The organism is Methanolobus sp. (assembly GCF_016278365.1).
Classification (GTDB): Archaea; Halobacteriota; Methanosarcinia; order Methanosarcinales; family Methanosarcinaceae; genus Methanolobus.
Map to the genome: position 1 here is coordinate 1 of NZ_JADQBZ010000004.1, position 20926 is coordinate 20926.

At 47.9% G+C, this 20926-nt stretch carries 19 protein-coding genes; 6 read left to right on the forward strand and 13 right to left on the reverse strand.

Annotated elements, in window-relative coordinates; genetic code table 11:
• Window positions 1-414 precede the first annotated feature (414 nt).
• Window positions 415-1860: a dihydrolipoyl dehydrogenase gene (locus tag QZZ22_RS03485; protein WP_292462754.1), complete on the forward strand. Its 1446-nt coding sequence runs from the start codon at window positions 415-417 to the stop codon at window positions 1858-1860.
• On the opposite strand, the gene cofE is transcribed toward QZZ22_RS03485, so the two are convergent.
• The 9 genes from cofE to QZZ22_RS03530 all read right to left on the reverse strand — a co-directional run bounded on the left by cofE (window position 1857) and on the right by QZZ22_RS03530 (window position 10569).
• Window positions 1857-2633: a coenzyme F420-0:L-glutamate ligase gene (gene cofE, locus QZZ22_RS03490; protein WP_292462755.1), complete on the reverse strand. Its 777-nt coding sequence runs from the start codon at window positions 2631-2633 to the stop codon at window positions 1857-1859. The genes QZZ22_RS03485 and cofE overlap by 4 nt on opposite strands.
• Window positions 2634-3881: a phosphomethylpyrimidine synthase ThiC gene (gene thiC, locus QZZ22_RS03495; RefSeq protein ID WP_292462759.1), complete on the reverse strand. Its 1248-nt coding sequence runs from the start codon at window positions 3879-3881 to the stop codon at window positions 2634-2636. It abuts the gene before it with no gap.
• Window positions 3881-4762, reverse strand: a complete 882-nt coding sequence (locus QZZ22_RS03500) for a methylenetetrahydrofolate reductase (RefSeq protein WP_292463165.1) — start codon at window positions 4760-4762, stop codon at window positions 3881-3883. Before QZZ22_RS03500 ends, thiC begins: the two co-directional genes overlap by 1 nt.
• 78 nt (window positions 4763-4840) lie before the next feature.
• Entirely contained in the window at window positions 4841-5452 is a 612-nt protein-coding gene (locus QZZ22_RS03505; protein ID WP_292462761.1) for a methylenetetrahydrofolate reductase C-terminal domain-containing protein, read from the reverse strand.
• Window positions 5449-6684 carry a dihydropteroate synthase gene (gene folP, locus QZZ22_RS03510; protein ID WP_292462763.1) on the reverse strand — a complete coding sequence of 412 codons (1236 nt, stop codon included), beginning with the start codon at window positions 6682-6684 and terminating at the stop codon, window positions 5449-5451. Before folP ends, QZZ22_RS03505 begins: the two co-directional genes overlap by 4 nt.
• A gap of 80 nt (window positions 6685-6764) precedes the next feature.
• The gene (locus tag QZZ22_RS03515; RefSeq protein ID WP_292462765.1) at window positions 6765-7625 is read right to left on the reverse strand and encodes a bifunctional methylenetetrahydrofolate dehydrogenase/methenyltetrahydrofolate cyclohydrolase; all 861 of its coding nucleotides are present in this window, start codon (window positions 7623-7625) and stop codon (window positions 6765-6767) included.
• A gap of 38 nt (window positions 7626-7663) precedes the next feature.
• Entirely contained in the window at window positions 7664-8899 is a 1236-nt protein-coding gene (glyA, locus tag QZZ22_RS03520) for a serine hydroxymethyltransferase (protein WP_292462767.1), read from the reverse strand.
• Between the two features lie 50 nt (window positions 8900-8949).
• On the reverse strand, window positions 8950-9558 hold the full coding sequence (gene purN, locus QZZ22_RS03525; protein ID WP_292462769.1) for a phosphoribosylglycinamide formyltransferase: 609 nt from the start codon (window positions 9556-9558) through the stop codon (window positions 8950-8952).
• A 27-nt stretch (window positions 9559-9585) separates the two neighbouring features.
• Window positions 9586-10569 (reverse strand): transcriptional regulator, encoded by a 984-nt coding sequence (locus QZZ22_RS03530; RefSeq protein WP_292462771.1) that lies wholly within the window; start codon window positions 10567-10569, stop codon window positions 9586-9588.
• A gap of 137 nt (window positions 10570-10706) precedes the next feature.
• On the opposite strand from QZZ22_RS03530, the gene QZZ22_RS03535 reads away from it, so the two are divergent.
• Window positions 10707-12011, forward strand: coding sequence for a tRNA(Ile)(2)-agmatinylcytidine synthase (locus QZZ22_RS03535; RefSeq protein WP_292462773.1), 1305 nt, complete (start codon window positions 10707-10709; stop codon window positions 12009-12011).
• Here the strand turns inward: QZZ22_RS03535 and QZZ22_RS03540 are convergent, their stop codons facing one another.
• Entirely contained in the window at window positions 12012-12809 is a 798-nt protein-coding gene (locus tag QZZ22_RS03540) for an NAD+ synthase (protein ID WP_292463166.1), read from the reverse strand.
• A 365-nt stretch (window positions 12810-13174) separates the two neighbouring features.
• Between QZZ22_RS03540 and QZZ22_RS03545 the strand changes: the two genes are divergently transcribed.
• Window positions 13175-13651, forward strand: a complete 477-nt coding sequence (locus QZZ22_RS03545) for an NOB1 family endonuclease (protein WP_292462775.1) — start codon at window positions 13175-13177, stop codon at window positions 13649-13651.
• A 55-nt stretch (window positions 13652-13706) separates the two neighbouring features.
• On the forward strand, window positions 13707-14318 hold the full coding sequence (locus QZZ22_RS03550) for an orotate phosphoribosyltransferase-like protein (RefSeq protein WP_292462777.1): 612 nt from the start codon (window positions 13707-13709) through the stop codon (window positions 14316-14318).
• A gap of 36 nt (window positions 14319-14354) precedes the next feature.
• Here QZZ22_RS03550 and QZZ22_RS03555 read toward each other — a convergent pair whose 3' ends face one another.
• Window positions 14355-16478 (reverse strand): DHH family phosphoesterase, encoded by a 2124-nt coding sequence (locus tag QZZ22_RS03555; protein ID WP_292462779.1) that lies wholly within the window; start codon window positions 16476-16478, stop codon window positions 14355-14357.
• Between the two features lie 368 nt (window positions 16479-16846).
• Between QZZ22_RS03555 and QZZ22_RS03560 the strand changes: the two genes are divergently transcribed.
• Both QZZ22_RS03560 and QZZ22_RS03565 read left to right on the forward strand, forming a co-directional pair.
• The gene (locus QZZ22_RS03560; protein ID WP_292462781.1) at window positions 16847-17614 is read left to right on the forward strand and encodes a slipin family protein; all 768 of its coding nucleotides are present in this window, start codon (window positions 16847-16849) and stop codon (window positions 17612-17614) included.
• 9 nt (window positions 17615-17623) lie between these two features.
• Window positions 17624-18946, forward strand: coding sequence for a nodulation protein NfeD (locus tag QZZ22_RS03565; RefSeq protein WP_292462783.1), 1323 nt, complete (start codon window positions 17624-17626; stop codon window positions 18944-18946).
• A gap of 1 nt (window position 18947) precedes the next feature.
• On the opposite strand, the gene QZZ22_RS03570 is transcribed toward QZZ22_RS03565, so the two are convergent.
• Entirely contained in the window at window positions 18948-20270 is a 1323-nt protein-coding gene (locus QZZ22_RS03570) for an AIR synthase-related protein (protein WP_292462785.1), read from the reverse strand.
• Window positions 20271-20291: 21 nt separating this feature from the next.
• Window positions 20292-20900 (reverse strand): imidazole glycerol phosphate synthase subunit HisH, encoded by a 609-nt coding sequence (hisH, locus tag QZZ22_RS03575; RefSeq protein WP_292462788.1) that lies wholly within the window; start codon window positions 20898-20900, stop codon window positions 20292-20294.
• Window positions 20901-20926 lie beyond the last annotated feature (26 nt).

The window sequence follows — 20926 nt, forward strand, 5'->3', positions numbered from 1 at the left end:
TACGGATCGCTGCCAGCTCACTTATTCTATCACTCTTCTTTTTGTATTGTTATGATCACTGTGACCGAAGGTCATGATTGTGTTATTTTGTTATTGTTATGTTCTGATACTGGTGCTTTTGCACTATCCCTGTTGCTTCTTGGGTAATTGAGGTTGTACCTTTTCCGTCATATCTAGCATATGCGGTATAATCAAAAAATCTTTATATCATTACCTGCTTCACTTACCTGCTTCTCTCTAGTTCAAAAGTAGGGGTCATGAGGCCCTTTTTACTTTTTATCACTTTCTTTGCTTCCGGATACAATTCCATCTTTTGATATATTCAAAAACTTTCTTTAACATCAGGAACACCAAAATATTATTGAACAGGATGACATCTAATACCATAGGAATACTCTATTGTGGGGTGAACTAATGAAAGAATACGATCTGATTATCATTGGCACAGGTTCAGGAACCAATTATATCTATCCCATGCTGGATGCGGACCCTCATCTGAGAGTTGCTGTCATCGACAAGGACGAGCCTGGCGGTATCTGTCTCACAAGAGGCTGTATTCCATCTAAAATGCTTCTCTATCCTGCAGAACTTTTAAGGGATATTGGTAAAGCTGGCAGGTTTGGGATCAATGTTCGCATTGAAAGTATAAACTTCAGGGATGTAATGGAAAGGATGCGATCGATAATCTCTGAAGATATTGACAACATTCGGCATAGTTTTTCTCATAATAACAGAATAGATTACTATAACGCTTCCGCCAGTTTTGTTGCGCCATATACCATGCAGGTGGGTGATGAGACACTCACTTCAAAAATGATCTTTCTGAGCACAGGTTCAAAGCCGGCAATCCCTCCAATAACAGGCCTTGAAGAGACCGGTTACCTTACAAGTGATACGTTACTCTCCATGGAAGAGCTTCCTGAGAGCCTGGCAATAATTGGAGGTGGTTACATCGCTGCCGAATACGGACACTTCTTCTCGGCGATGGGCTCAAAAGTTACAATAATCGGAAGGAACCCTTACTTCATCCCTGATGAGGAGCCCGAGATATCTGTCCTTGCTAAGCGAATGATGTCCAATCACATGGAAATCCTCACAGATCATGAGGTTCTGGGAGTTTCTGTTTCTCCCGAAGGTAAAAAGGTCCTTGCCAAGGACCGCAAAACTGGTGAAGAAAAAGTGGTGATTGCCAGCGAGATCCTGGTTGCCACAGGCCGCTCACCCAACAGTGACATCCTCAGCCCTGGCCTTGGAGGCATAGAGACTGATGCACTGGGGTGGATAAAAGTGAATGAGGGCATGAAAACTTCTCAGGAGAACATATGGGCTTTCGGTGACGCTACAGGAAAATATCTGTTCAAGCATGTCGCAAATCACGAATCCACGGTCGTTTATTATAATGCTGTATTGGACAGGCAGGCCAAAGCAGATTACCATGCTGTTCCACATGCCATATTCTGCTATCCCGAAATAGCCGGTGTGGGTATGAGCGAGATAAGAGCCACAGAAACTTACGGTGAGGAAAATATTATTATCGGATTCTATCGTTTCGAGGAAACAGGCAAAGGCAAAGCAATGGATCTTCAGGATGAGTTTGTAAAGATCATCCTTGAAGCATCGACGCAAAAGATACTTGGCGCCCATATCATAGGCCCCCATGCTTCTGTTCTTATCCATGAGATAATCCCTCTCATGTACACCCCGGAGCAGAATGCTACCCCTATAATGTACGCAATGGACATCCATCCTTCACTAAGCGAGGTCATTAAGAGAGCTTTTTATTCGAGGATGCCGATTAGCGAGTACCACATGATAATGCAGGCACTGGGACTGGAAGAGGCTTCTGACACTTCCTCCTAACCATTTTTTATATTGCTGTAATACATGCACTCATCCCTTGTGAATAAGGGCATTTCCATGTTACCCTCAATTACCTGGACAGGTGCACCTCTTACCAATACTGCAGGTACGCTTTCTCCTGCCTCCCCCATGAGCAGCTGAGCGGCGGAAACCATATTATCGGCAACGGCCTTGCGTGTTATCTTCAGTTCCTTTCCAAAAAGGTCAAATGTGCCCCTGGCATCCTCCACGGGTACGATGCCTGATGTGCCGATGGCGATACCCACACAACCGAGCCTGAGGGGCTGGGTACGGCTATCACCTATGATAACTCCGATACGGCAATTACAACGATCCTGTATGTATCTGTGAATCCTCGCGGCGCTCTCCTGTGCGTTCTTCGGAAGAAGCACCACATAACCATCAGGTGCGTTGGAGCTGTCTATGCCTGCGTTGGGTGCGAGTGTTCCCCTCGTGATAGTCAATGCAGCTCCCGGCACACCGCCGAATATTTCATCACACTCCTGCAGGATAAGTTCCATCTCCCTGGGGTCGAGTTGGTACTGCTCTGCAAGCTGAAAAGCCTTCTCTGAAGGTTTTACCTCGTCAAGCAGGGCCAGCCGGTGTTCTGAAGTAGCAACCGGTGACTCTGCGATAACAAGGACATCATTGTCTCTGAGCTGCAGGCCCTGCCTCTTAAGGGAGTCTGCTATGATTTCAGCAATGTTGTCTCCTGGCTTTATGAGTGGTGTCTTTATGCCATACATCTGTAAGGATGGAAAATCAGCTTTCATTCAGTTAGCCCCTGACAGGTAGCCCTTCATTATCTTTATCGCGCAATAATCCCCGCACATGGAACAGGGTCCTTCCTGGGGGCACATCTGTTCCGGTCGGTCAGGGTCCAGGGCAAGTTCTGCCTGTCCTTTCCAGTCAAAATCCGCTCTCTTCCTGGCAAGCATCAGGTCCCTGTCGTCAAGTCCGTACTTCATGGAGTCACCGATGTGCGCCGCAATCCTGAATGCGATAAGTCCCTCTCTGACCTGCTCCGGGTTTGGAAGTGAGAGATGTTCTGCAGGAGTGATGTAGCACAGGTAATCCGCCCCCGCCCCACTTGCGAGACTTGCTCCAACTGCTCCCGCGATGTGATCGTATCCCACAGCGATATCAGTTGGCAGCGGACCTGCTACAAAAAGGGGGTAGTCTCCCATTTCCTTGTAAAACCTGACACTTGCAGGAATAGAGGAGGCCGGTATATGTCCGCCCATACCATTGATGATTACCTGCACGCCCATTTCGTTCGCTCTTTTTGCAAGGTCGGCGTTCCTTCTGGCTTCCATTAGCTGTGCCTGATCCTGCAGATCATGAACACAGCCGCTCCTCATGGTATTCCCAAGGGAAAGCACAACATCGTTTTTCCTGAGTATCTCCACGACTTCCTCAAAGTGCTCTATAAAAGGATTCTCACAATTATTCAGCAGCATGAAGGTGCTGGTAAAAGACCCGCCCTTGGACACCATGCCCATGACCCTGCCGGAGCCTTTCAGACGTTCAAGCATATCCCTGTCAACGCAATGCAGCAGAATGGAGCTGACGCCCTCTTCCACATGCTTTCGGATATAAGAGATGATATCATCAATGCTTGCGCCATCCATCCCGCATTCCACAATGGTCTGGTATATGGGCACCGTTGTGACAGGAAGCACCGTGTTCTCAAACACCATTCTCCTTATTCCGGTGATGTCACCACCCATTGACAGGTCTGTGATAGTGTCTGCGCCGTACTTCCCGGCAACCATCACTTTCTCAAGCTCGGAATCAAGGTCAATGGAAGCCGAAGAAGTACCCAGGTTTACATTGATCTTTGTGGATGCTCCTTTTCCTATAGCAATCGTTGGGCATCCTTTCCTGGTCATTATCACAAGGCTACCATTGGCGACCCTTTCCACTACAAGTTGCTCATCAAGGCCTTCGGTCTTTGCAATATATCGCATCTCAGGGGTCAGGACCCCGTTCTTTGCATAGTCTACCTGCGTTTTTGACATTAATTATCCTTCCTGATCCCTGCCATCTCTAGCAATTCAGGTGTCCTGCTATGATTGCCGATAGGCATCACATGAATACCCCGGCAAAGCCCTTTAAGCTCCATTATGGTCTGTGCACATATTGAAAGCCCTTCCCAGGCCGGTTCTTCCGCATTCTCCATGCGCTTGATTATCTCCGGAGGGACATTGATTCCGGGTATGTTCCCGTTCATGAATCTTGCCATTTTTGCTGACTTGAGGGGAATCACCCCGGCAATCACAGGAACATCCATGTCAACTATATGTTCCATAAATGTCTGAAACTGCCCGGTATCATATACAGCCTGTGTTTGTATGAATTCTGCACCCATCTTTATCTTTTTCCTGAGCTTCAGCAGTTGCATGGGTTTGGACAGGTCGGTGTTGGATACTGCTCCCACTGTCAGGTCAGGCAGGCCACCTATCTCGTTACCTGAGAGATCGAAACCTTCTTTCATTTTCTGGATAGTTCCCAGAAGCTGTACGGAGTCAATATCAAAGACAGGTCTGGCCCGGGGATGGTCTCCTTTGGTAGTATGATCCCCTGACATTACAGATATGTTCCTTATTCCCAGTGAATAAGCTGCAAGCACATCCGACTGGAGCGCCAGCCGGTTTCGGTCCCTGCATGTCAGCTGCATAATAACCTCATGTCCTTTGTCCAGCAGTGTCTTACTGACCGCAAGAGGGCTCATTCTCATAACTGCCCGCTGGTTGTCGGTAACATTGAGTGCATCCGCCAACCCCCTGAGCATCTCCGCGTCTTCAAGGGCTTCGCTCAGGTCTGTTCCTTTCGGGGGAGTGATCTCAGCCGTAACAAGAAAATCATCAAATAAAAGTTTTTCTTTGAAAGTCCGGGGCATCGTGGGACTATATGCGAGTCTGGTTTTTAAAAGCATCGCAATTCACAGGAGAGCATATTTTGCCTGATACAGGAAATCCTACTCAGGTATGCCATCAGAATCCCATATCTTTTCCAGCAAATCCAGCCTGCCAATCCTCTCAAGCCTCAGATAGATCAGTTCCCACACGCAGTCCTTGTCCTGATCTACTTCACATTTCCCATCCAGCGATCCGCCGCAGGGTCCGTTGATTAGCTGCTTGGGACACTGTCCCCTGGGGCAGATGCCACCGAAATAATATATTGTACAATTCCCGCACATGGCACAGAGTTGGGGAATCACTTCTCCTTGTGAGCGCCCCCCCAGGGAATCCGTGTTGTTCGATGGGTAGACCGGCAGGTCTGCAACTCTGGATACTGTGGATACTCCGCTTCCGCAGGCCATGACAAGAACCACTTTTGCTTCCTTCAGGGCAGGGCTCTTTTCAACAAGCGCATCAAAGGATGCCACGCTGCAGGCGGCGCTTGGGACCACCCATCCCACTACGCGCTTTCCTGCTTCCTCAAGACGCTGCTGCATTCTGATGACCTCGGGCTCGCCGCCGACATGCAGTTTTGCGGCACATGCATTGCAGCCCAGGATAAATATATCGTCCTCCTCTTTAAGCAGTTCCAGTATTTCTTCAAATGGCTTTGCAGATGAGATTATCATAGCTCCCTCTGATAGCGGTATTCCACATCCATGTCCTGTTCCAGGGCCTTTGCCATCATCTCTGCAATGAGCGGAAGGCTGCGTGCCTGGTATGAGAGCTTGCGGACCAGTTTCTCGAACTGCAGGAGTGTACCTATGATCAGTATGTCCGTCTTTTCGGTCTCATGGGATACGGCATCACGCTCAAGGGCTGCATCCCCTCCTCTGGCCAGCATCTCCTGCTTGATGATCAGGGCTTCGGTGGTGGTGATATTGCTGACACGTATAACTTTGCTCACGGTCTTATTCTTCATTACCTTTGCACCGGTTCCAGTGACACCAATGCCCTTCATGAGATATTCAGCGTCATCAGGATGAGTTATATCTATGATGGATATCTCAAAATTGTCTGATTGGACAACGGATTGCCTGTTTCTAATCGCCCTTGCAACCTCGACAACGTCCCTGGTTTCCGCGACATCATGGGTCCGTATGATATGAGCTCCCTTGTGTACGACAATAGCCGTGGCTGCAAGGCTTCCATATAGCCTCTCACTTGCGGGTTTATGCAGCACCGCATCGATGCAGGATTTCCTGGATATAGCTGCAAGCAGTGGTTTCCCAAAAACCTTCAGGCTCTCGAACTGGTCGATGGTCTCAAAATCATAAATGGGGTCTTTTTCAGGGATCCACTTTCCAATGGCAGGGTCGAGTATGAGCTTGTTTGTATCTATTCCCTTTGAATCGGCCCTGGAAATGATGGATGCAAGGGACCCCATGATGGCATCCATGCCTATCGGGTCCCCCGGGAGCTTATCTGATGCCATAATAACAGCAGGACAGGAGTGGTCTGCCACTACATCCATCATACGCAGGTCGATGGTGAATCCCGACACATCGTTAACAATATCAGCACCATGCTTCAGAGCACCCTCAGCAACATCAGAGTAAACAGTGTCCACAGAAATAAGCGCATCCACGTTATCCTTCAGCATGTCCAGTGCAGGTAACATGCGCTGCAGTTCCTCCTCTTTGCTGACAAGGGGTTTTGCAAGAGGCCATGTTGAGCGGGCTCCTATATCTATTATCATTGCACCGTCATCTACCATTTTCCGGGCAACATCAAGGAGAGAATCAGTACTTACCACGGAGTCCTTATAGAACGACTCCCTGCTCAGGTTGATAACGCCCATCAATCTGACAGGGTGCTCGTCACCAATTTTCAAGCCACATATATCAACATCAACAACCATAGTTCAACCTGGCAGGATCAATTCACCACTGGATAAAAGGACATTGGCTACTAAATTATAAAAGTATATAAGAGTGCTTATCAGGCATTCATTGCTGCCCTAAGCACATGTTCCATGAGTATGGCTATTGTCATGGGCCCCACACCACCGGGAACCGGGGTGATGAGAGAAGCCTTCCGGATCACATTGTCAAAATCAACGTCCCCATAGACCTTACCATTTTCTTCGGTAATGCCCACATCGAAGATGACCGCACCTTCCTTGATCATATCTTCCTTTATGAGGTGTTTCACGCCTGTGCCAACAACAAGAATATCAGCATCAAGTGTGTACTTTTTCAGGTTGTCTGTGAAGACATGACAGACAGAGACCGTTGCATTGCGGTTGATGAGCATTGCAGCCATGGGCTTTCCCACGACATTGCTGTGTCCTACGATCACAGCGTGTTTTCCCTGGATCCGGACATTGTACTCTTCCAGTGCCCTGATGACTCCTTTAGGTGTGCAGGGTACAAGTCCCTCCTCACCTATGAGAAGCTTTCCCATGTTGCATGGATGGAAACCATCTGAATCCTTGGCGGGGTCAATGGCCAGCATGGCGGCCTTCGCATCCAAGTGTCCGGGAAGGGGGAGCTGTAACAGTATGCCATGGATATCCTTTCTGGAGTTCAGTTCCCTGATAACTCCCATAAGCTCTTCCTGACTTGTGGACTCAGGCAGGTTATGATCCTCTGCATGTATCCCTATCCTTTCACAGGCCTTATGCTTCAGGCGGACATACATCTTTGAGGCCGGATCCTCTCCCACAAGTATGGTTGCAAGGCCTGGAGTCACATTCTTCTCTTTTTTAAGTTGCCCGACTCCCTGCCTGACCTGTGCTTCCACTTTGCCTGCCAGGCTTTTGCCGTCAATCCTTCTGGAATCATAGTTCTCTTGAGCCATTGTGGACACCCCGTTTCATGCCTTCCGAAGTAATACTTTTACTTGTATATCGGGAAACTGCTGCAGAGCTGCTCCACATCGGAATTGACGCTGTTGAGCACAGTTTCGTTAGCAAGGTTGTCGATAACAGTCTTGATGTAGCCGGCGATCTCTTTCATTTCCTTTTCCTGCATACCCCTGGTGGTGGTTGCCGGAGTGCCTATCCTTATACCGCTTGTGATGAAGGGGCTTCTGGTCTCAAAGGGAATGGTGTTCTTGTTAAGGATGATGCCTGCCTTGCTCATGCCCGCTTCAACTTCCTTTCCAGTAACATTGAACTTGTTAAGGTTGATGAGCATAACGTGGTTGTCAGTACCTCCTGACACTATGTCAAAGCCGCTGGTCTGAAGTTCGTCGGAAAGTGTCCTGGCATTGCTGACAGTCTGGAACTGGTCTTTCTTGAACTGCTCGCTCATAGCTTCCTTGAATGCCACTGCCTTTGCAGCAATAATGTGCATAAGGGGTCCTCCCTGTAGTCCGGGGAACACTGCCTTAGCGACTTCCTTTGCGTATTCCTCGCGGCACATCACCATTCCACCTCTGGGGCCCCTCAGGGTCTTGTGGGTGGTGGTGGTCACGAAATCACAGTACGGTACCGGGCTGGGGTGTGCTCCTGCTGCTACAAGACCTGCGATATGGGCGATATCCGCAAGCAGGTATGCATCTACCTCATCTGCTATTTCCCTGAATGCCTTAAAGTCGATAGTCCTTGAATATGCCGAGGCGCCGCAAACTATCATTCTGGGCTTGCTGGCCTTTGCCATTGCCATAAGAGCGTCGTAATCAAGTGCTTCGGTTTCCTTGTCTACTCCGTATGGTACTATCTTGTATAGCTGGCCTGCAAAATTCACAGGGCTGCCGTGTGAAAGGTGACCGCCGTGTGAAAGGTCCATTGACATGATGGAATCGCCTACTTTCAGTACCGAGAAATAAACTGCCATGTTGGCACCGGAACCTGAATGAGGCTGGACATTAACGTGCTCAGCACCAAATATCTTCTTTGCCCTCTGGATAGCAAGGTCTTCAGCTATATCGACATAGTCGCACCCGCCGTAGTAGCGCTTACCTGAATAGCCTTCGGCATACTTGTTTGTCATCACGGAGCCCTGGGCCTCCATGACTGCACGGCTTGCATAGTTCTCCGATGCAATAAGGTTCAGCTTGTAATCCTGGCGGTTCGCTTCAAGCCTGAGGGCTTCGGCGATCTCTGGGTCAACTTCCGAGATATATGACATGTTATCAACCGTTAGACTAGTGTAATAAATAATATATGTATTAATGTGGATTATGTGCGTACTACAACCCTGCCTTCCACTTTAAGTTTACCCTCAACGAAAAGTTTCACGGCCTCAGGGAATATCTGATGTTCCTTTTCAAGTATACGCGCCGCAAGAGTATCCGGTGTATCTCCTTCCAGGACCGGTACGCATTTCTGGATTATTATGGGTCCTGTATCCATACCTTCGTCCACAAAGTGGACAGTGCAACCCGATACCCTGACACCGTAGTCAAAAGCCTGCTTCTGGGCGTGCAGTCCTTTGAAAGATGGCAGCAGTGCCGGATGTATATTGATGATCTTATTGCGGTAGGCCTCAATGACCTCCCTGCCAACTATCCGCATGTAACCTGCAAGGAGTATCAATCCGATATCATACTGGCCCAGGGTTTTGAGCACATCCTGTTCGTATGCTTTCTTATCCACAAAAGAGCGAGGGTCTATAAATATAGCATCGATTCCGTGCCTGCGGGCGCGCTCAAGGGCAAATGCATTTTTGACATCGCTGATGACCACAGATACCTTAACATCCCGGATACTTCCACTCTCAATGCTATCTATAATTGATTGCAGATTTGAGCCCCTTCCGGAAACAAGTACTGCGATATTCGTAGTCATTGCTACTCTTAAAGGGATTTCTGTATATTAGGGTTTTGGAATATGCCGCTTTGTCCTTTCATCTATCAGTTCCGCAAGTTCCTCGCTTCCTGATAATTTATCAAGTTCCCTCTTCTCGATAAGGATTGTGTTCTCAACGTTCTGTGACTTTGTTTCCCCGTTGATGATGAACACTGACTTTGTCATGGTGACACATGAAATACTGCTCATAAGGTCTGCACGCTTGATCATTGCGCTACTGTAGCTGCTGATCCCAGTGAGCAGGATATCTGAAGTATCCTTTGAGATCGCTTTAAAGGGCGCCTGGGCCGTTGACATCACCTGGTATCCAAGGGCATGCAGCATGTCTAATATTCCCTCATCGGGGGTTTGCTTTTCTATTTTTGTTTCGGTTTCCGCTTCAGGAGAGGCACCTATTCCCTTGTGTTTCTCAAAGCATTGCAGCAGGTCGATGGATCTGGCCAGGGCCACATCCAGCAGCTCTTCAAGCTGGAGGACTATGTCGATGGAAGCGTCCATCCCTCCATCTTCATATTTACTTATCGTCCTGCGTGAAACACCAAGCTGGGATGCCAGGGATCCAAGTGACATAGATGTACGCTGGCGGGCTTCCTTCAGTACGTCACCATCAATGGAGACATAAAGTCCTCCGGGGGATGCTGATACCAGTGGGGGTACGTTCTCAATAAAGTAATCGTAAAGGGTCTGAACATTGATTGCAGGTATGTCATAACGCATGTAAACGACATTGTCCTCAAGCAACTGGTCTCTTGTCTTTGCTCCTATTAGCAGTGCAGATCCGCCAAGGCAATGGGCCAGTCCTCTCATTTCCCTTGCCGTTTCTTCATTAAGTCCGTCAATATTAAACAGTACTTTGCAGAAAAGGAGAGTTTCAGCGTTCCTGGCGGCGAGATCAAAACTTCGGGGCCGGATATTGCAGCGTTTTGAAACAATAAAACCTGCCTGCCTCAATACATCGACAATCTGATGTATTAGAATCTCTTTTGTCATTACAGATTAGCCTTTGTTTGCATGTCTATATAAATATATCTTCACCCGGAAATGCAGGAAGATTATTAAGGGGGAGATTATGAAGTACGACATGCGGAATAGTTTAATTATAGGCACGAGTATGGGTTATCGGTTCGATGGATAAAAGCTGCAAAAGAATTATCATCGGAATAGATGATACTGATTCCAGGGAAGGCATGTGCACAACTTATCTCGGAGCCCTGTTGATAGATGAGCTCTCTGATTTTTGCAATCCTGTAGGTGATCCTTTACTTATCCGCCTGAACCCTACAATTCCATACAAGACCAGGGGAAACGCTTCAGTAGCAATGTGTTTCAATTGCAATGAACCTGAAAAGCTTATCGGGCATGTTGTCTCAAGGATTTCCTCCCTTGCCAGGATGGAATGTGAGAATACTAATCCGGGTGTGGTATTCATCATGGAAGAGGATTTCGGAAAAGCTAAACCTTTGCTGTCGGAGTTCTTCCTGCACGCTGTAAGGGATGTCATATCCATAGAAGAAGCAAAGTCGCTTGCAGAAAACCTGGGATTGACATTCCGGGCCTTCAAGAACGGGCGCGGCCTTATAGGTGCGCTTGCAGCCTGCGGCGCGATGCTTGATAAGGAATGGGAACATACCTACGAATTCCTTACTTACAGGAAGACTGAGGCATGCGGTACAAAACGCTTTGTGGATAGTGATTCGCTCTTTGAGGCTGACCTGAGAACATATCCTGGAACATGGGATTCAGTTGACAGGTTCAATGAATTGGTCGTATGCGTGCCAAGATCCCCGGACCCGGTGCTGTACGGCATCAGAGGGAACACAAGATTTGCTGTAGAGGCAGCCGTAGCAATGGTCCGCTCTGAAGAGATCGAGCGTTCATGTATTTACAGGACTAATCAGGGAACAGATATGCACCTCATGCATACGCAGGGGGTGGATGATGTTCTGGACATGCATTCTTATATGCTGGAAGGGACAGTTGCAACTGCATCTCATACGATCAGGGGTGGGCATTCAATTTTCATATTAGAGGACGATTCAGGGAAAACAATAGATTGCGCAGCCTTTGAGCCGACCAAGAATTTCCGGGAAATCATTCGCAAACTTATCCCGGGAGATCGGGTCATTGTGTATGGCAGTGTTATGGAAAGCACCCTTAATATCGAGAAGATTCAAATTATATCTCTTGCACAACTTGTTGAAAACAGGAACCCCTTGTGTCCGTCTTGTGGTAAAAGAATGAAATCCGCAGGCACCGGCCAGGGTTACAGGTGCAGGAAATGTGCGACTGAATCTCTTGAGACCCAGTCTCTGCAGGTGAAAAGGGATCTTGAGGCAGGATTCTATGAAGTCCCTCCATGTGCCAGGAGACATCTTGCCAAACCCCTGATAAGGTTCAGGGACTCCGATGCTTCTCTTTTTCCGGGCAGATGATCATACCACTATATCCGACTTCCTCAATGCATCCAGTTCCGGAAGTGGGGGAGCTTTCCTTTTGTGAATGTTCGCATGGATGCGCGCAAACACCGAGTCCCTCTGCTGCGGTGTCATACCGAGTGTATTCTGGGCTACCTGCGGCTTTTCTCCTTCCAGGAGCATTGCCAGGAATCTGTCTACAATTGCGTAGGTAATGCCAAGTTCTCCCTCATCAGTCTGTCCGGCCCATAGCCCCGCTGAAGGCGCCTTATCAATAATGCCCTGTGGTACTCCTACAAGACCTGACATTTCTCTTACTTCTGTCTTGTACAGGTCCCCTATTGGTTCAAGGTCTACGCCGCCATCACCATACTTCGTAAAATACCCGAGCAGGAGCTCTGTTTTGTTACCTGTGCCGACTACAACTCTTTGCATCGTATTGGCATAATAGTATAGTACTGACATACGTATCCTGGCCTTGAGGTTGCCGTTAGCATGGCGAAAGTCCGGTCCGCTATCCGGCACTGCCACCATGAAAGCTGTCAGAGGACCGGATATATCTATGGTCCTGAATTCTATTCCCAGACGCTCGGCCACTTCAGTGGCATCAAGGACATCTTCGGCGGGCGTGAGGTTGACTTCCGGAAGATGAATTCCCAACACATTTTCCTTTCCCAATGCTTCGACACAAAGATATGCTGTCAGTGCAGAGTCAATGCCCCCGCTGATACCCACAACCGCTCCTTTGCATCCTGCTTCCCGCACTTTTTCCCTGATGAACCTGACGATGATATCTTTAGATTTATTGATGTCCATATTATCATTACCGGATGTTTTTAAGGGATTATCAGCAGTTAGGTTTATCTTTTTTACCATGGGATGCCAGCAGTGCAATTCCTTCACCGGTTATATCATAATTCCAGTAATACTTTAGTTCCTCTCATTTTCGGGATGGACATGAAACCTTTTGTCTTCACCGCATAGAGGTTTTCCTTGACTTTCAGTTCTATTGTTCCACAAGTGGAATATTTTATCCATATGCGGTATTTCGCAAAATGGTCTGTTTAAATTAGTTATAATTATTTAATATTTATTTTATAATATTTATCTATGTCTCTTGCAAAGTGCTTCTTCCCTGAACACCCAAAGAGTTAATCAGTGCAGAATCTCTATACTGACCAATGATCTATATCGCTGATTCGGCAGTCTTTATAATGGGAAAGGATATCGACCCTTCAACGATTGTAACTGTGAGTTCCGTTGTGAAAGAACTCAGGAGCCATGAGGCTTCTATGAGGTTCGAGCTGGCTCAGGAAAATGGTGCAAGGGTGGAGTCTGTTGACCCGGTCATGAAACAGCGGGTAATTGAGGCTGCAGGTAGCACCAGAGACTCTGAGGAGTTGTCTGCAACGGATATAGACGTGCTCGCAAAAGCCCTCGAGTTTGGTAAGGATGCTGTCCTCCTGACAGATGATTATGCTGTACAGAACACTGCCAGCGTGCTTGGCATCAGGGTAATGCCTGTGGCGCAGAAAAAGATACGGGATGTGCTCGAATGGGAGAAAGAGTGTTTCGGATGCCGAAGACGCTTTCCCACGGGAGATATTTGCCCCGTGTGTGGTTCGCAGCTTAATAAGAAGCGTAAAAGAAAAATATAACATGTCTTACATACATAAGGAAGAAACGAATCTTATCTAGAATAGCGGGGTTCATATGAAGAATATTGACAAATTGATCCAGAAGGCTGTGGAGTTGCAGGCTAACGGGCTTGTTACAAGGCAGATAGCAGACGAACTCAACGTTTCCAGGGACACAGTGACCTGGCTTTTAACACGTTCAAAAAAGGAAGAATCTTCTCCTGCTCCCAAGGATATATCTGTTAACTGGAGTGGTATAGGCAAGAGTGCTTTCAGGCTGCGCCATATAGGTATCGCTCTCTGTGACATGGTCATCGAGACACTGGAACAGGCAGATACCGAGGCAGATGTCATCGTAGGCATCGGCTTAAGCGGTGTTCCTCTGGCAAGCCTCATGGCTGACGAACTCGAACTGGAGCTTTCGGTCTACCATTCGTACAACGAGCAGACTGAGGATGCACAGATAAGGGGTGCCTTCAGCAGGAACTTCGCAAGCATCAAGGGCAAGAGGTGTGTCATAGTAGATGATGTCATCACCAGCGGAAGTACAGTGAACGATGTTGTAGCTCATCTTCGCAGCTCCGGCGCAAAGCCCATAGCTATCGCAGTGCTTGTCGATAAAAGCGGCTCGGAGACTATCTCAGAAGTACCTGTAAGCTCTCTTGTACGCATAGTGCGCGTAGACTGATATGATCAGAAATAAATAAAAGATTGCGTAGAAGTATTATTCTACTTCTACAGCGCCTATTTTCTCAGCTAATTTTGAAAGCACTTCGGTACGCATACCTTCTACGAACTTTATGCTGCCAACTACAAGGTGTCCTCCGCCGTTCACGCCTCCACCTTTTATTTCGTCATGAAGCTCCCTTACCATGCGCGGAATATTCATCTTGACGCCTTTTGACCTTATAACTGCAAAGTCCGGCCCAAAGCCCAGGGTGATGAGCGGCTTTCCTTCAAACTTGCGGCACAGGCGGTCGTGTACTTCCCCGGATGTCTTTCCAGGTGGCGGGAAAGTGAATGTATGGGCATAGTTCTCCACATCAAGGACGTTAAGTAAAGCTCCGTTGGCCAGTGTCTGTGTTTTGACATGAGACGTGCATACTTCCATCTGCTCATCTATCATCTCGTTGGCCTGCTCGCAAAGCACTTTCACCAGGTTCTTATGTATCTTCTCGTCTCCAAAATTGAGAATATCGTCGATTATACCTTTGCCATTATTGAATTTTAGCCAGTATGCTTCAAAGTCAAGCGCAAGGGCCATGTCCTTCAGGTCTTGCAGGCTGTACTTATCGGACACCATCTGGATATATACCTTCGCTTCAGGAGCTTCTGAACGGTCACCGACAGCTGCAACAGCAGGCAAATGCCTTATGTCATTCTCCACATCTTTGTTGATCATACGTGCTACTTCAGTGCACAGCATCCCGGCTGTTATGCCGAAGTCTCCACCCACATGTGCCGGATTGACATGCGCTATCAGGAACTCATCAACTTCCTGGTCAGGGTGGTGATGGTCGACAACTATCATCCTGATACCATATACACTGGCCTTCCTCATTGCAGGTATATTCTCTATCGAAGAGCCGTTGTCAACACTGACAACAAGAGGCATCTTCTGTCCGTGACGCACCGTATCCTCAAGAGCGAAACTGATATCGCGTACAACATCGGCCATCTCATAGAAAGGTGCTTTTGAAGGTGCCCTCTTATAAAAGTGATATTCACCATCCTGACCGTTCACTTCCTTTATCAGGGGGAGTATGGCCTTTTCGATTGCCAGTGCTGCGGTCATTCCGTCAGCGTCAGCATGATGACGCAATAATATAGGTGTGGAAGTGATTATAGCCTTGCGAATCTCCTTTGCAACATGGCTCATGGAAGGTCTCAGCTTCTCAAGCACTTCACTCTCCACCATGAACTCAATCTCATGCGGTTCCGCTCTCCTGTCAAGGGCAGCCTCGATACGTTTACGTATCTCTGCCTCTTTTGGTCCGCTCTGCTTCTTGAGACTCTTAATTTCCAGTTGCACACTGTCCCCACGGGCAGTGATATCGCCAGTGGCGGACACTATCATATCCGAAGTGATGTGGGGATATGCCCTCTCGCCTGCGCTCTCGAACGCTGCTGCGGATATCTGTCCGGTCTCATCGGCAATAGTGAATATGGTCGGGCCTGCAGTCTGTTTGACCTGTATGATCTCTCCCTCTACCCTTACGCTCGTCCCGACAAGCTTCTGGATCTCTGACGCAAGCTTTGTTGGCAGGTCCTTTTCAAGGTCCACGGTCTGGTACTCTTTAAGCTTACGTGGCACAAGGTCCATTTTTCCCCTTGGTTTTATTTCCTTGACAGCCACAATTACATCCTCGCCGACTTTGAGTTCTTCCTTCATGTTGCTGGAGTGGATGAGTCCTCTCATGTTGGAATTCATGTCGACGAAAACTCCGAAATCCGCTATGTTCCTGACAACCGCGTGGTAAAGTTTTCCAACTTCCAGCTCTTCAATATTGCAGGAATCATCGAGCTTATACACGATCTGTTTTTTAGCACATGACGAGCAAACCTCTTCGCCATTGTATAATCCCTCAGTTGCCACTCCACATATCCTGCACTTGTAAAAAGCACCTCTTCCAGAGCAGGCAACGCATTCTTCCGTTATCTCTATCTCGCCGGTGCCATTGCATTTAGTGCAACTGGAACCGTTCTTGAGGAAACTATCCATATCTTTTTCTGAAAGCTTCATCAAATCGACCGATCTGGACTTACCTGCCCCTTTGCATTCGGGGCATTTCTTTGAGTCGACGACTTTGTGTCCTTTCCCGCCGCACTCCTGACATTTTTCGCTCATTGTATCAAACCCTAAAAGGCATATATCTGATTTATGTCTTTGCTTCAGAGTCCCCGTCCTTATATTGTTTTTACTACTCTCTTAGTTATCTGATGTCGTTTTTCTTTCAACGGTTTGAAATTGTTAACGGCAAAATCAATCACATTAATAAACGATAAGTGAGATTATTGTTTATCGGGTCTGAAGGTTATTATCAAAATAACAACTGACAGTAATGCTTTCGTGTACATCCCCTCAGAAAAGGCTTCAGGCCCGTCTCCTATTAATTCTTCTGTGTCCTTCAAAAGATAAGCGATGTCTTTTTAATGCCCTGGCTCTTTATAGTTATTGCATATAGACTTTTTTAATCTCCCGGGAGTTTAAATAAAATGGTATTGGAACAAATCATAATTATAGCAGCAGTAGTTGCAATTTTTATTCTTTCCAAAGCAATACAGATCGTCAAGGAATACGAGCGTGTTGTTATTTTCCGTCTTGGAAGACTAAGCGGTGTAAAAGGACCGGGTCTTTTCTTTATAATCCCTGTCATCGATACAGTGGTAAAAGTGGACCTGCGTGTGGTTACAATAGATGTCCCCAAACAGGCAGTTATTACAAGGGACAATGTTACAGTTGCAGTTGATGCAGTTGTGTATTACAAGGTTGTGGACCCTTCAAGGGCTGTCAACGAAGTTGAGAACTATAAATATGCGACCTCCACTCTTTCACAGACCACACTCCGTGATGTCATAGGCCAGATCGACCTGGATGACGTGCTCTCCAAGAGAGATGAGATCAACCTGAACATACAGGAATCACTTGACATTTCCACAGATCCATGGGGTATCAAGGTAACAGGCGTGACCCTCAGGGATGTCAGCATTGACGATACAATGCTGCGTGCTATTGCAAAGCAGGCAGAGGCAGAACGTGAGAAGCGTGCCCGTATCATCCTTGCAGACGGTGAGTTCATTGCGGCTGAGAAGATGAAACAGGCTGCCAAGCTGTATGAAGAGGTCCCTGTAACCATCAAGCTCAGGGAACTGCAAACTCTTGCCGAGATCGCAAGAGAGCGGAATATGATAGTTGTGGCCAACTCCATCGAGATGGGGGAGATCGCAGCCATGTCCAAGGCTCTCCAGAACAAACCCAGATAAGGTAACAATATGAATTTTCAAAACAGGCTTTTTATAAGCCTTCTTTTTTTCCTGACACTAACCACTATCCTGTTGTCCTCTGCCGCCGGAGCCCAGGAGAACCGGGATGTGCTGGTACTTGAAATATCAGGTGCTATCACTCCTGTAACAGATGATATCGTGGCAGATGCCATAGCCATAACAGAGAATGAAGGCTATGAGGCACTTGTTATAACCCTGAACACTCCCGGTGGCGGACTGGATGAAACACTCAGGATAACGGAGATGATACCACAGACAAACATACCTGTGATAGGGTATGTATATCCTGAAAGTACGCAGGCATGGTCAGCCGGGACACTCATACTGATCAGTACCGATGTTGCTGCGATGGCTCCTTTTACTGTCATCGGTTCTGCCCAGCCGGTCAGCGTGACACCCAGCGGCTCAGAACCTGTCACTGATACCAAGATCGTAAACGCGCTTGTTGAAAGGGCCACCGAAAATGCCAGGATGCATGGAAGGAATGAGACCGCGGCCAGGGAGTTCATAACTGAGAATCTTAATCTCAACTCGGAAGTAGCTCTTGAGTACGGTGTGATAGAATATGTTGCTCCTTCTATAGAGGACCTGCTTGAACAGATCGATGGACTGGAGGTAAAAGGCAGGACGCTTGAAACAGCAGGTGCAGAGATCGTTTATTATGAAGCTCCCCTCAGGCTTGGTTTTATGAACATTGTCTCAAATCCTATTGTTTCCTCGTTGCTCTTGCTGTTAGGGGTGTATGCTGTGATCCTTGGCATTTCAAATCCTGGTTTCGGCGCTGAGGTTTTCGGCGTGGTTGCCATCGTGCTGGGACTCATTGGCACAGGCTTTGATGTGAACATAGGCGCCATTTTCCTCATACTGGTGGGCATAGCCCTGCTGGCCCTGGAACTGCAGTCGCCGGGTGTGGGTGTGTTCGGTATAGCGGGGATGATATGCATAGTGGCCGGGAGTGTGCTGCTTGCACCCACTGATTTCCCGCGCAATTATTCGCCTGCCGAGTTCCAGAGGACAATTATCGCTTCGATAGTGACTCCCACCATCATTGTAGGGCTGTTCCTGCTATTTGCTATGTACAAGGTCCTTGAGGTGAGGAAACGCAAGCCTCAGTTCGGAGAGATCATAGGAGATACTGCAATAGTTCATAAGCCCATAACTCCTGACCAGACCGGCTATGTGATACACAGGGGAGAATACTGGAAAGCACGCTCTGCAGAGCCCCTGGAAAAAGGTGAAAAAGTCGTTATACTGGAAAAAGACAATGTGATATTGGTAGTGGAAAAATTGAGAGAGGCCGGTAATCAGTAAATTACCTGCTCCTCACCTTCTCTATTATTCTATTTTTCTTCCCTGTGGCCTCAAGTGCGGCCCTGTCGATTGCCTTTTGCATTTCTTCAAAGTTGCGGGGCTGCTCTTCACCTATCATTTTCTTGATGGGAGTGTATGCGGATTCCCTGAATCTTGGAGTGAAGTCCCTCAACTCACCGTCGACCATGATCATGGCGCCGCTACCTCCCTCTACTCTTCCAATGATGCTTATTCCCACACCTGCCGACCTTACGGTTCCCATGATGTCCTCAGCCACTTCCGCCGGGGCAATGATGAGCAAAGCATCCAGTGATACTCCAAGATAATCTATCTCGAGAGATTCCAGCATCCGGAGAACAATAGGATTCACAAGTTTGCGCATCTCTTTTTCATCGAACACAAGCTTTACACCAGCTGTACGTGATATTTCCTTTGCATCTCCGCGTATCCCTCCGTTGGTCACGTCTGTCATGGCGTGGATATGCCTGACAAGACCTGAATCGAGGATCTTCTCACATGCTTCCAGGAATTTGATATTGATCGTTTCGTCAACGACCTCGTGCATATCATAATAGAGTGCAGCTGTGGATATTGTACCACCGCCTGCTCCCTCGGTCATGAGGATGACATCTCCCACCTGTGTCTGCTGCCTGGCGGTGAGGTCAGATGACACTCCAACAGCACCTACACCGCCTGTCATGCGCTCCCCGATTACCATGTCCCCGCCTATCCTCAGGGTGCTGCCTGTAATGAGCGGTATGCCAGAGAGCTCTGCAACTGCAGTTATGCCTGCTATGTGGTCGAAGATCTTTGCGACGTCGCCGTCATCTGCAACATGGATGTCAGAAAGCATTGCCACCGGGCGGGCTCCCATAACATAGACATCTCTTAAAGCCGCACGGGCTACGTGAAAGCCTGCAAGGAAGGGGAAATCGCTGAGTCTGGAATGTATGCCGTCTATGGTGACTATGATATACTCACCAGGGTCCTTTGACCTGACAACACCTGAGTCGTCAAGCTGGGTGGTATCAACAATGGCACTGGTCTTGCCGATGACCTCGGCTATCTTCTCATGAGTATAGAAATCCCCGATGCCTCTTGAGCCGACCCCGAACTCTCCCATTGTCACGCCGGATATGGTTGGTTCCAGTGCATCGCCACTGACATGCAGGGTTGCCTTCGCTTCCACAATGGCAGCTCTTGCAAGTTTACGGGCATGTTCCGGTGTTGTCTTTTTCACTTCCAGTATCCTGGATGTGAGCTTCTCCTCAAGGTCGGGGTCACTATTTTTGAGCCCTTTTTTTGCGTAGCCTTCGATATCCATGTAAGCCTCGTTCTAACAATTCTAACACATATTGACGAAATTCCTGAGCATTCTCAGGCCTATATCCCCGCTCTTCTCGGGGTGGAACTGCGTGCCTATGACGTTGCCTGCATTGTTGACAACAGATGCTGCGAACTTTGTGCCGTATTCGCACAATGCAAGTGCATTACTTTGTGCCGTATCTACATAATAGGAATGTACAAAGTACACATACGTGTTATCAGGTATGCCTTCAAAGAAAGGATGCTGCCGGGTCATACCGATGGAATTCCAGCCCATGTGAGGTACTTTAAGATCGCTGTGAGGAAATCTCAGGACACTGCCCTCTATAAGGCCAAGTCCCTTTGTATGCCCGCCTTCCTCAGACCGGCTCATGAGGATCTGTTGCCCCAGACAGATGCCTAGCATGGGCTTACCTGAATCGACGTAGCCGTTAATGGTGTCAAGCAGTCCCTGGATGTTCTTCATCGCATCCCTGAAGGCCCCGACCCCCGGCAGGATGACACCGTCTGCACTCAGTATCTCCGAGGGGTCACTGGATATCAGTACATCAGCACCGGCATGTTCCAGGCCCTTGCGGACGCTCCTGAGATTACCGAGGCCGTAATCGATGATAACTATCTTTTTCATGTGTGATTTAAAGCAGGGTTTTGGTA

Excerpts from the sequence above, each read along its gene's own strand:
- QZZ22_RS03530 (WP_292462771.1), bottom strand. The coding sequence starts at position 10,569 with ATGACAAAAGAGATTCTAATACATCAGATTGTCGATGTATTGAGGCAG.
- hisH (WP_292462788.1), bottom strand. The coding sequence starts at position 20,900 with ATGAAAAAGATAGTTATCATCGATTACGGCCTCGGTAATCTCAGGAGC.
- glyA (WP_292462767.1), bottom strand. The coding sequence starts at position 8,899 with ATGTCATATATCTCGGAAGTTGACCCAGAGATCGCCGAAGCCCTCAGG.
- QZZ22_RS03515 (WP_292462765.1), bottom strand. The coding sequence starts at position 7,625 with ATGGCTCAAGAGAACTATGATTCCAGAAGGATTGACGGCAAAAGCCTG.
- QZZ22_RS03500 (WP_292463165.1), bottom strand. The coding sequence starts at position 4,762 with ATGCCCCGGACTTTCAAAGAAAAACTTTTATTTGATGATTTTCTTGTT.
- QZZ22_RS03505 (WP_292462761.1), bottom strand. The coding sequence starts at position 5,452 with ATGATAATCTCATCTGCAAAGCCATTTGAAGAAATACTGGAACTGCTT.
- QZZ22_RS03565 (WP_292462783.1), top strand. The coding sequence starts at position 17,624 with ATGAATTTTCAAAACAGGCTTTTTATAAGCCTTCTTTTTTTCCTGACA.
- QZZ22_RS03540 (WP_292463166.1), bottom strand. The coding sequence starts at position 12,809 with ATGGACATCAATAAATCTAAAGATATCATCGTCAGGTTCATCAGGGAA.
- QZZ22_RS03560 (WP_292462781.1), top strand. The coding sequence starts at position 16,847 with ATGGTATTGGAACAAATCATAATTATAGCAGCAGTAGTTGCAATTTTT.
- QZZ22_RS03555 (WP_292462779.1), bottom strand. The coding sequence starts at position 16,478 with ATGAGCGAAAAATGTCAGGAGTGCGGCGGGAAAGGACACAAAGTCGTC.
- purN (WP_292462769.1), bottom strand. The coding sequence starts at position 9,558 with ATGACTACGAATATCGCAGTACTTGTTTCCGGAAGGGGCTCAAATCTG.
- QZZ22_RS03550 (WP_292462777.1), top strand. The coding sequence starts at position 13,707 with ATGAAGAATATTGACAAATTGATCCAGAAGGCTGTGGAGTTGCAGGCT.
- folP (WP_292462763.1), bottom strand. The coding sequence starts at position 6,684 with ATGGTTGTTGATGTTGATATATGTGGCTTGAAAATTGGTGACGAGCAC.
- QZZ22_RS03545 (WP_292462775.1), top strand. The coding sequence starts at position 13,175 with ATGATCTATATCGCTGATTCGGCAGTCTTTATAATGGGAAAGGATATC.
- thiC (WP_292462759.1), bottom strand. The coding sequence starts at position 3,881 with ATGTCAAAAACGCAGGTAGACTATGCAAAGAACGGGGTCCTGACCCCT.
- QZZ22_RS03485 (WP_292462754.1), top strand. The coding sequence starts at position 415 with ATGAAAGAATACGATCTGATTATCATTGGCACAGGTTCAGGAACCAAT.
- QZZ22_RS03570 (WP_292462785.1), bottom strand. The coding sequence starts at position 20,270 with ATGGATATCGAAGGCTACGCAAAAAAAGGGCTCAAAAATAGTGACCCC.
- QZZ22_RS03535 (WP_292462773.1), top strand. The coding sequence starts at position 10,707 with ATGGATAAAAGCTGCAAAAGAATTATCATCGGAATAGATGATACTGAT.
- cofE (WP_292462755.1), bottom strand. The coding sequence starts at position 2,633 with ATGAAAGCTGATTTTCCATCCTTACAGATGTATGGCATAAAGACACCA.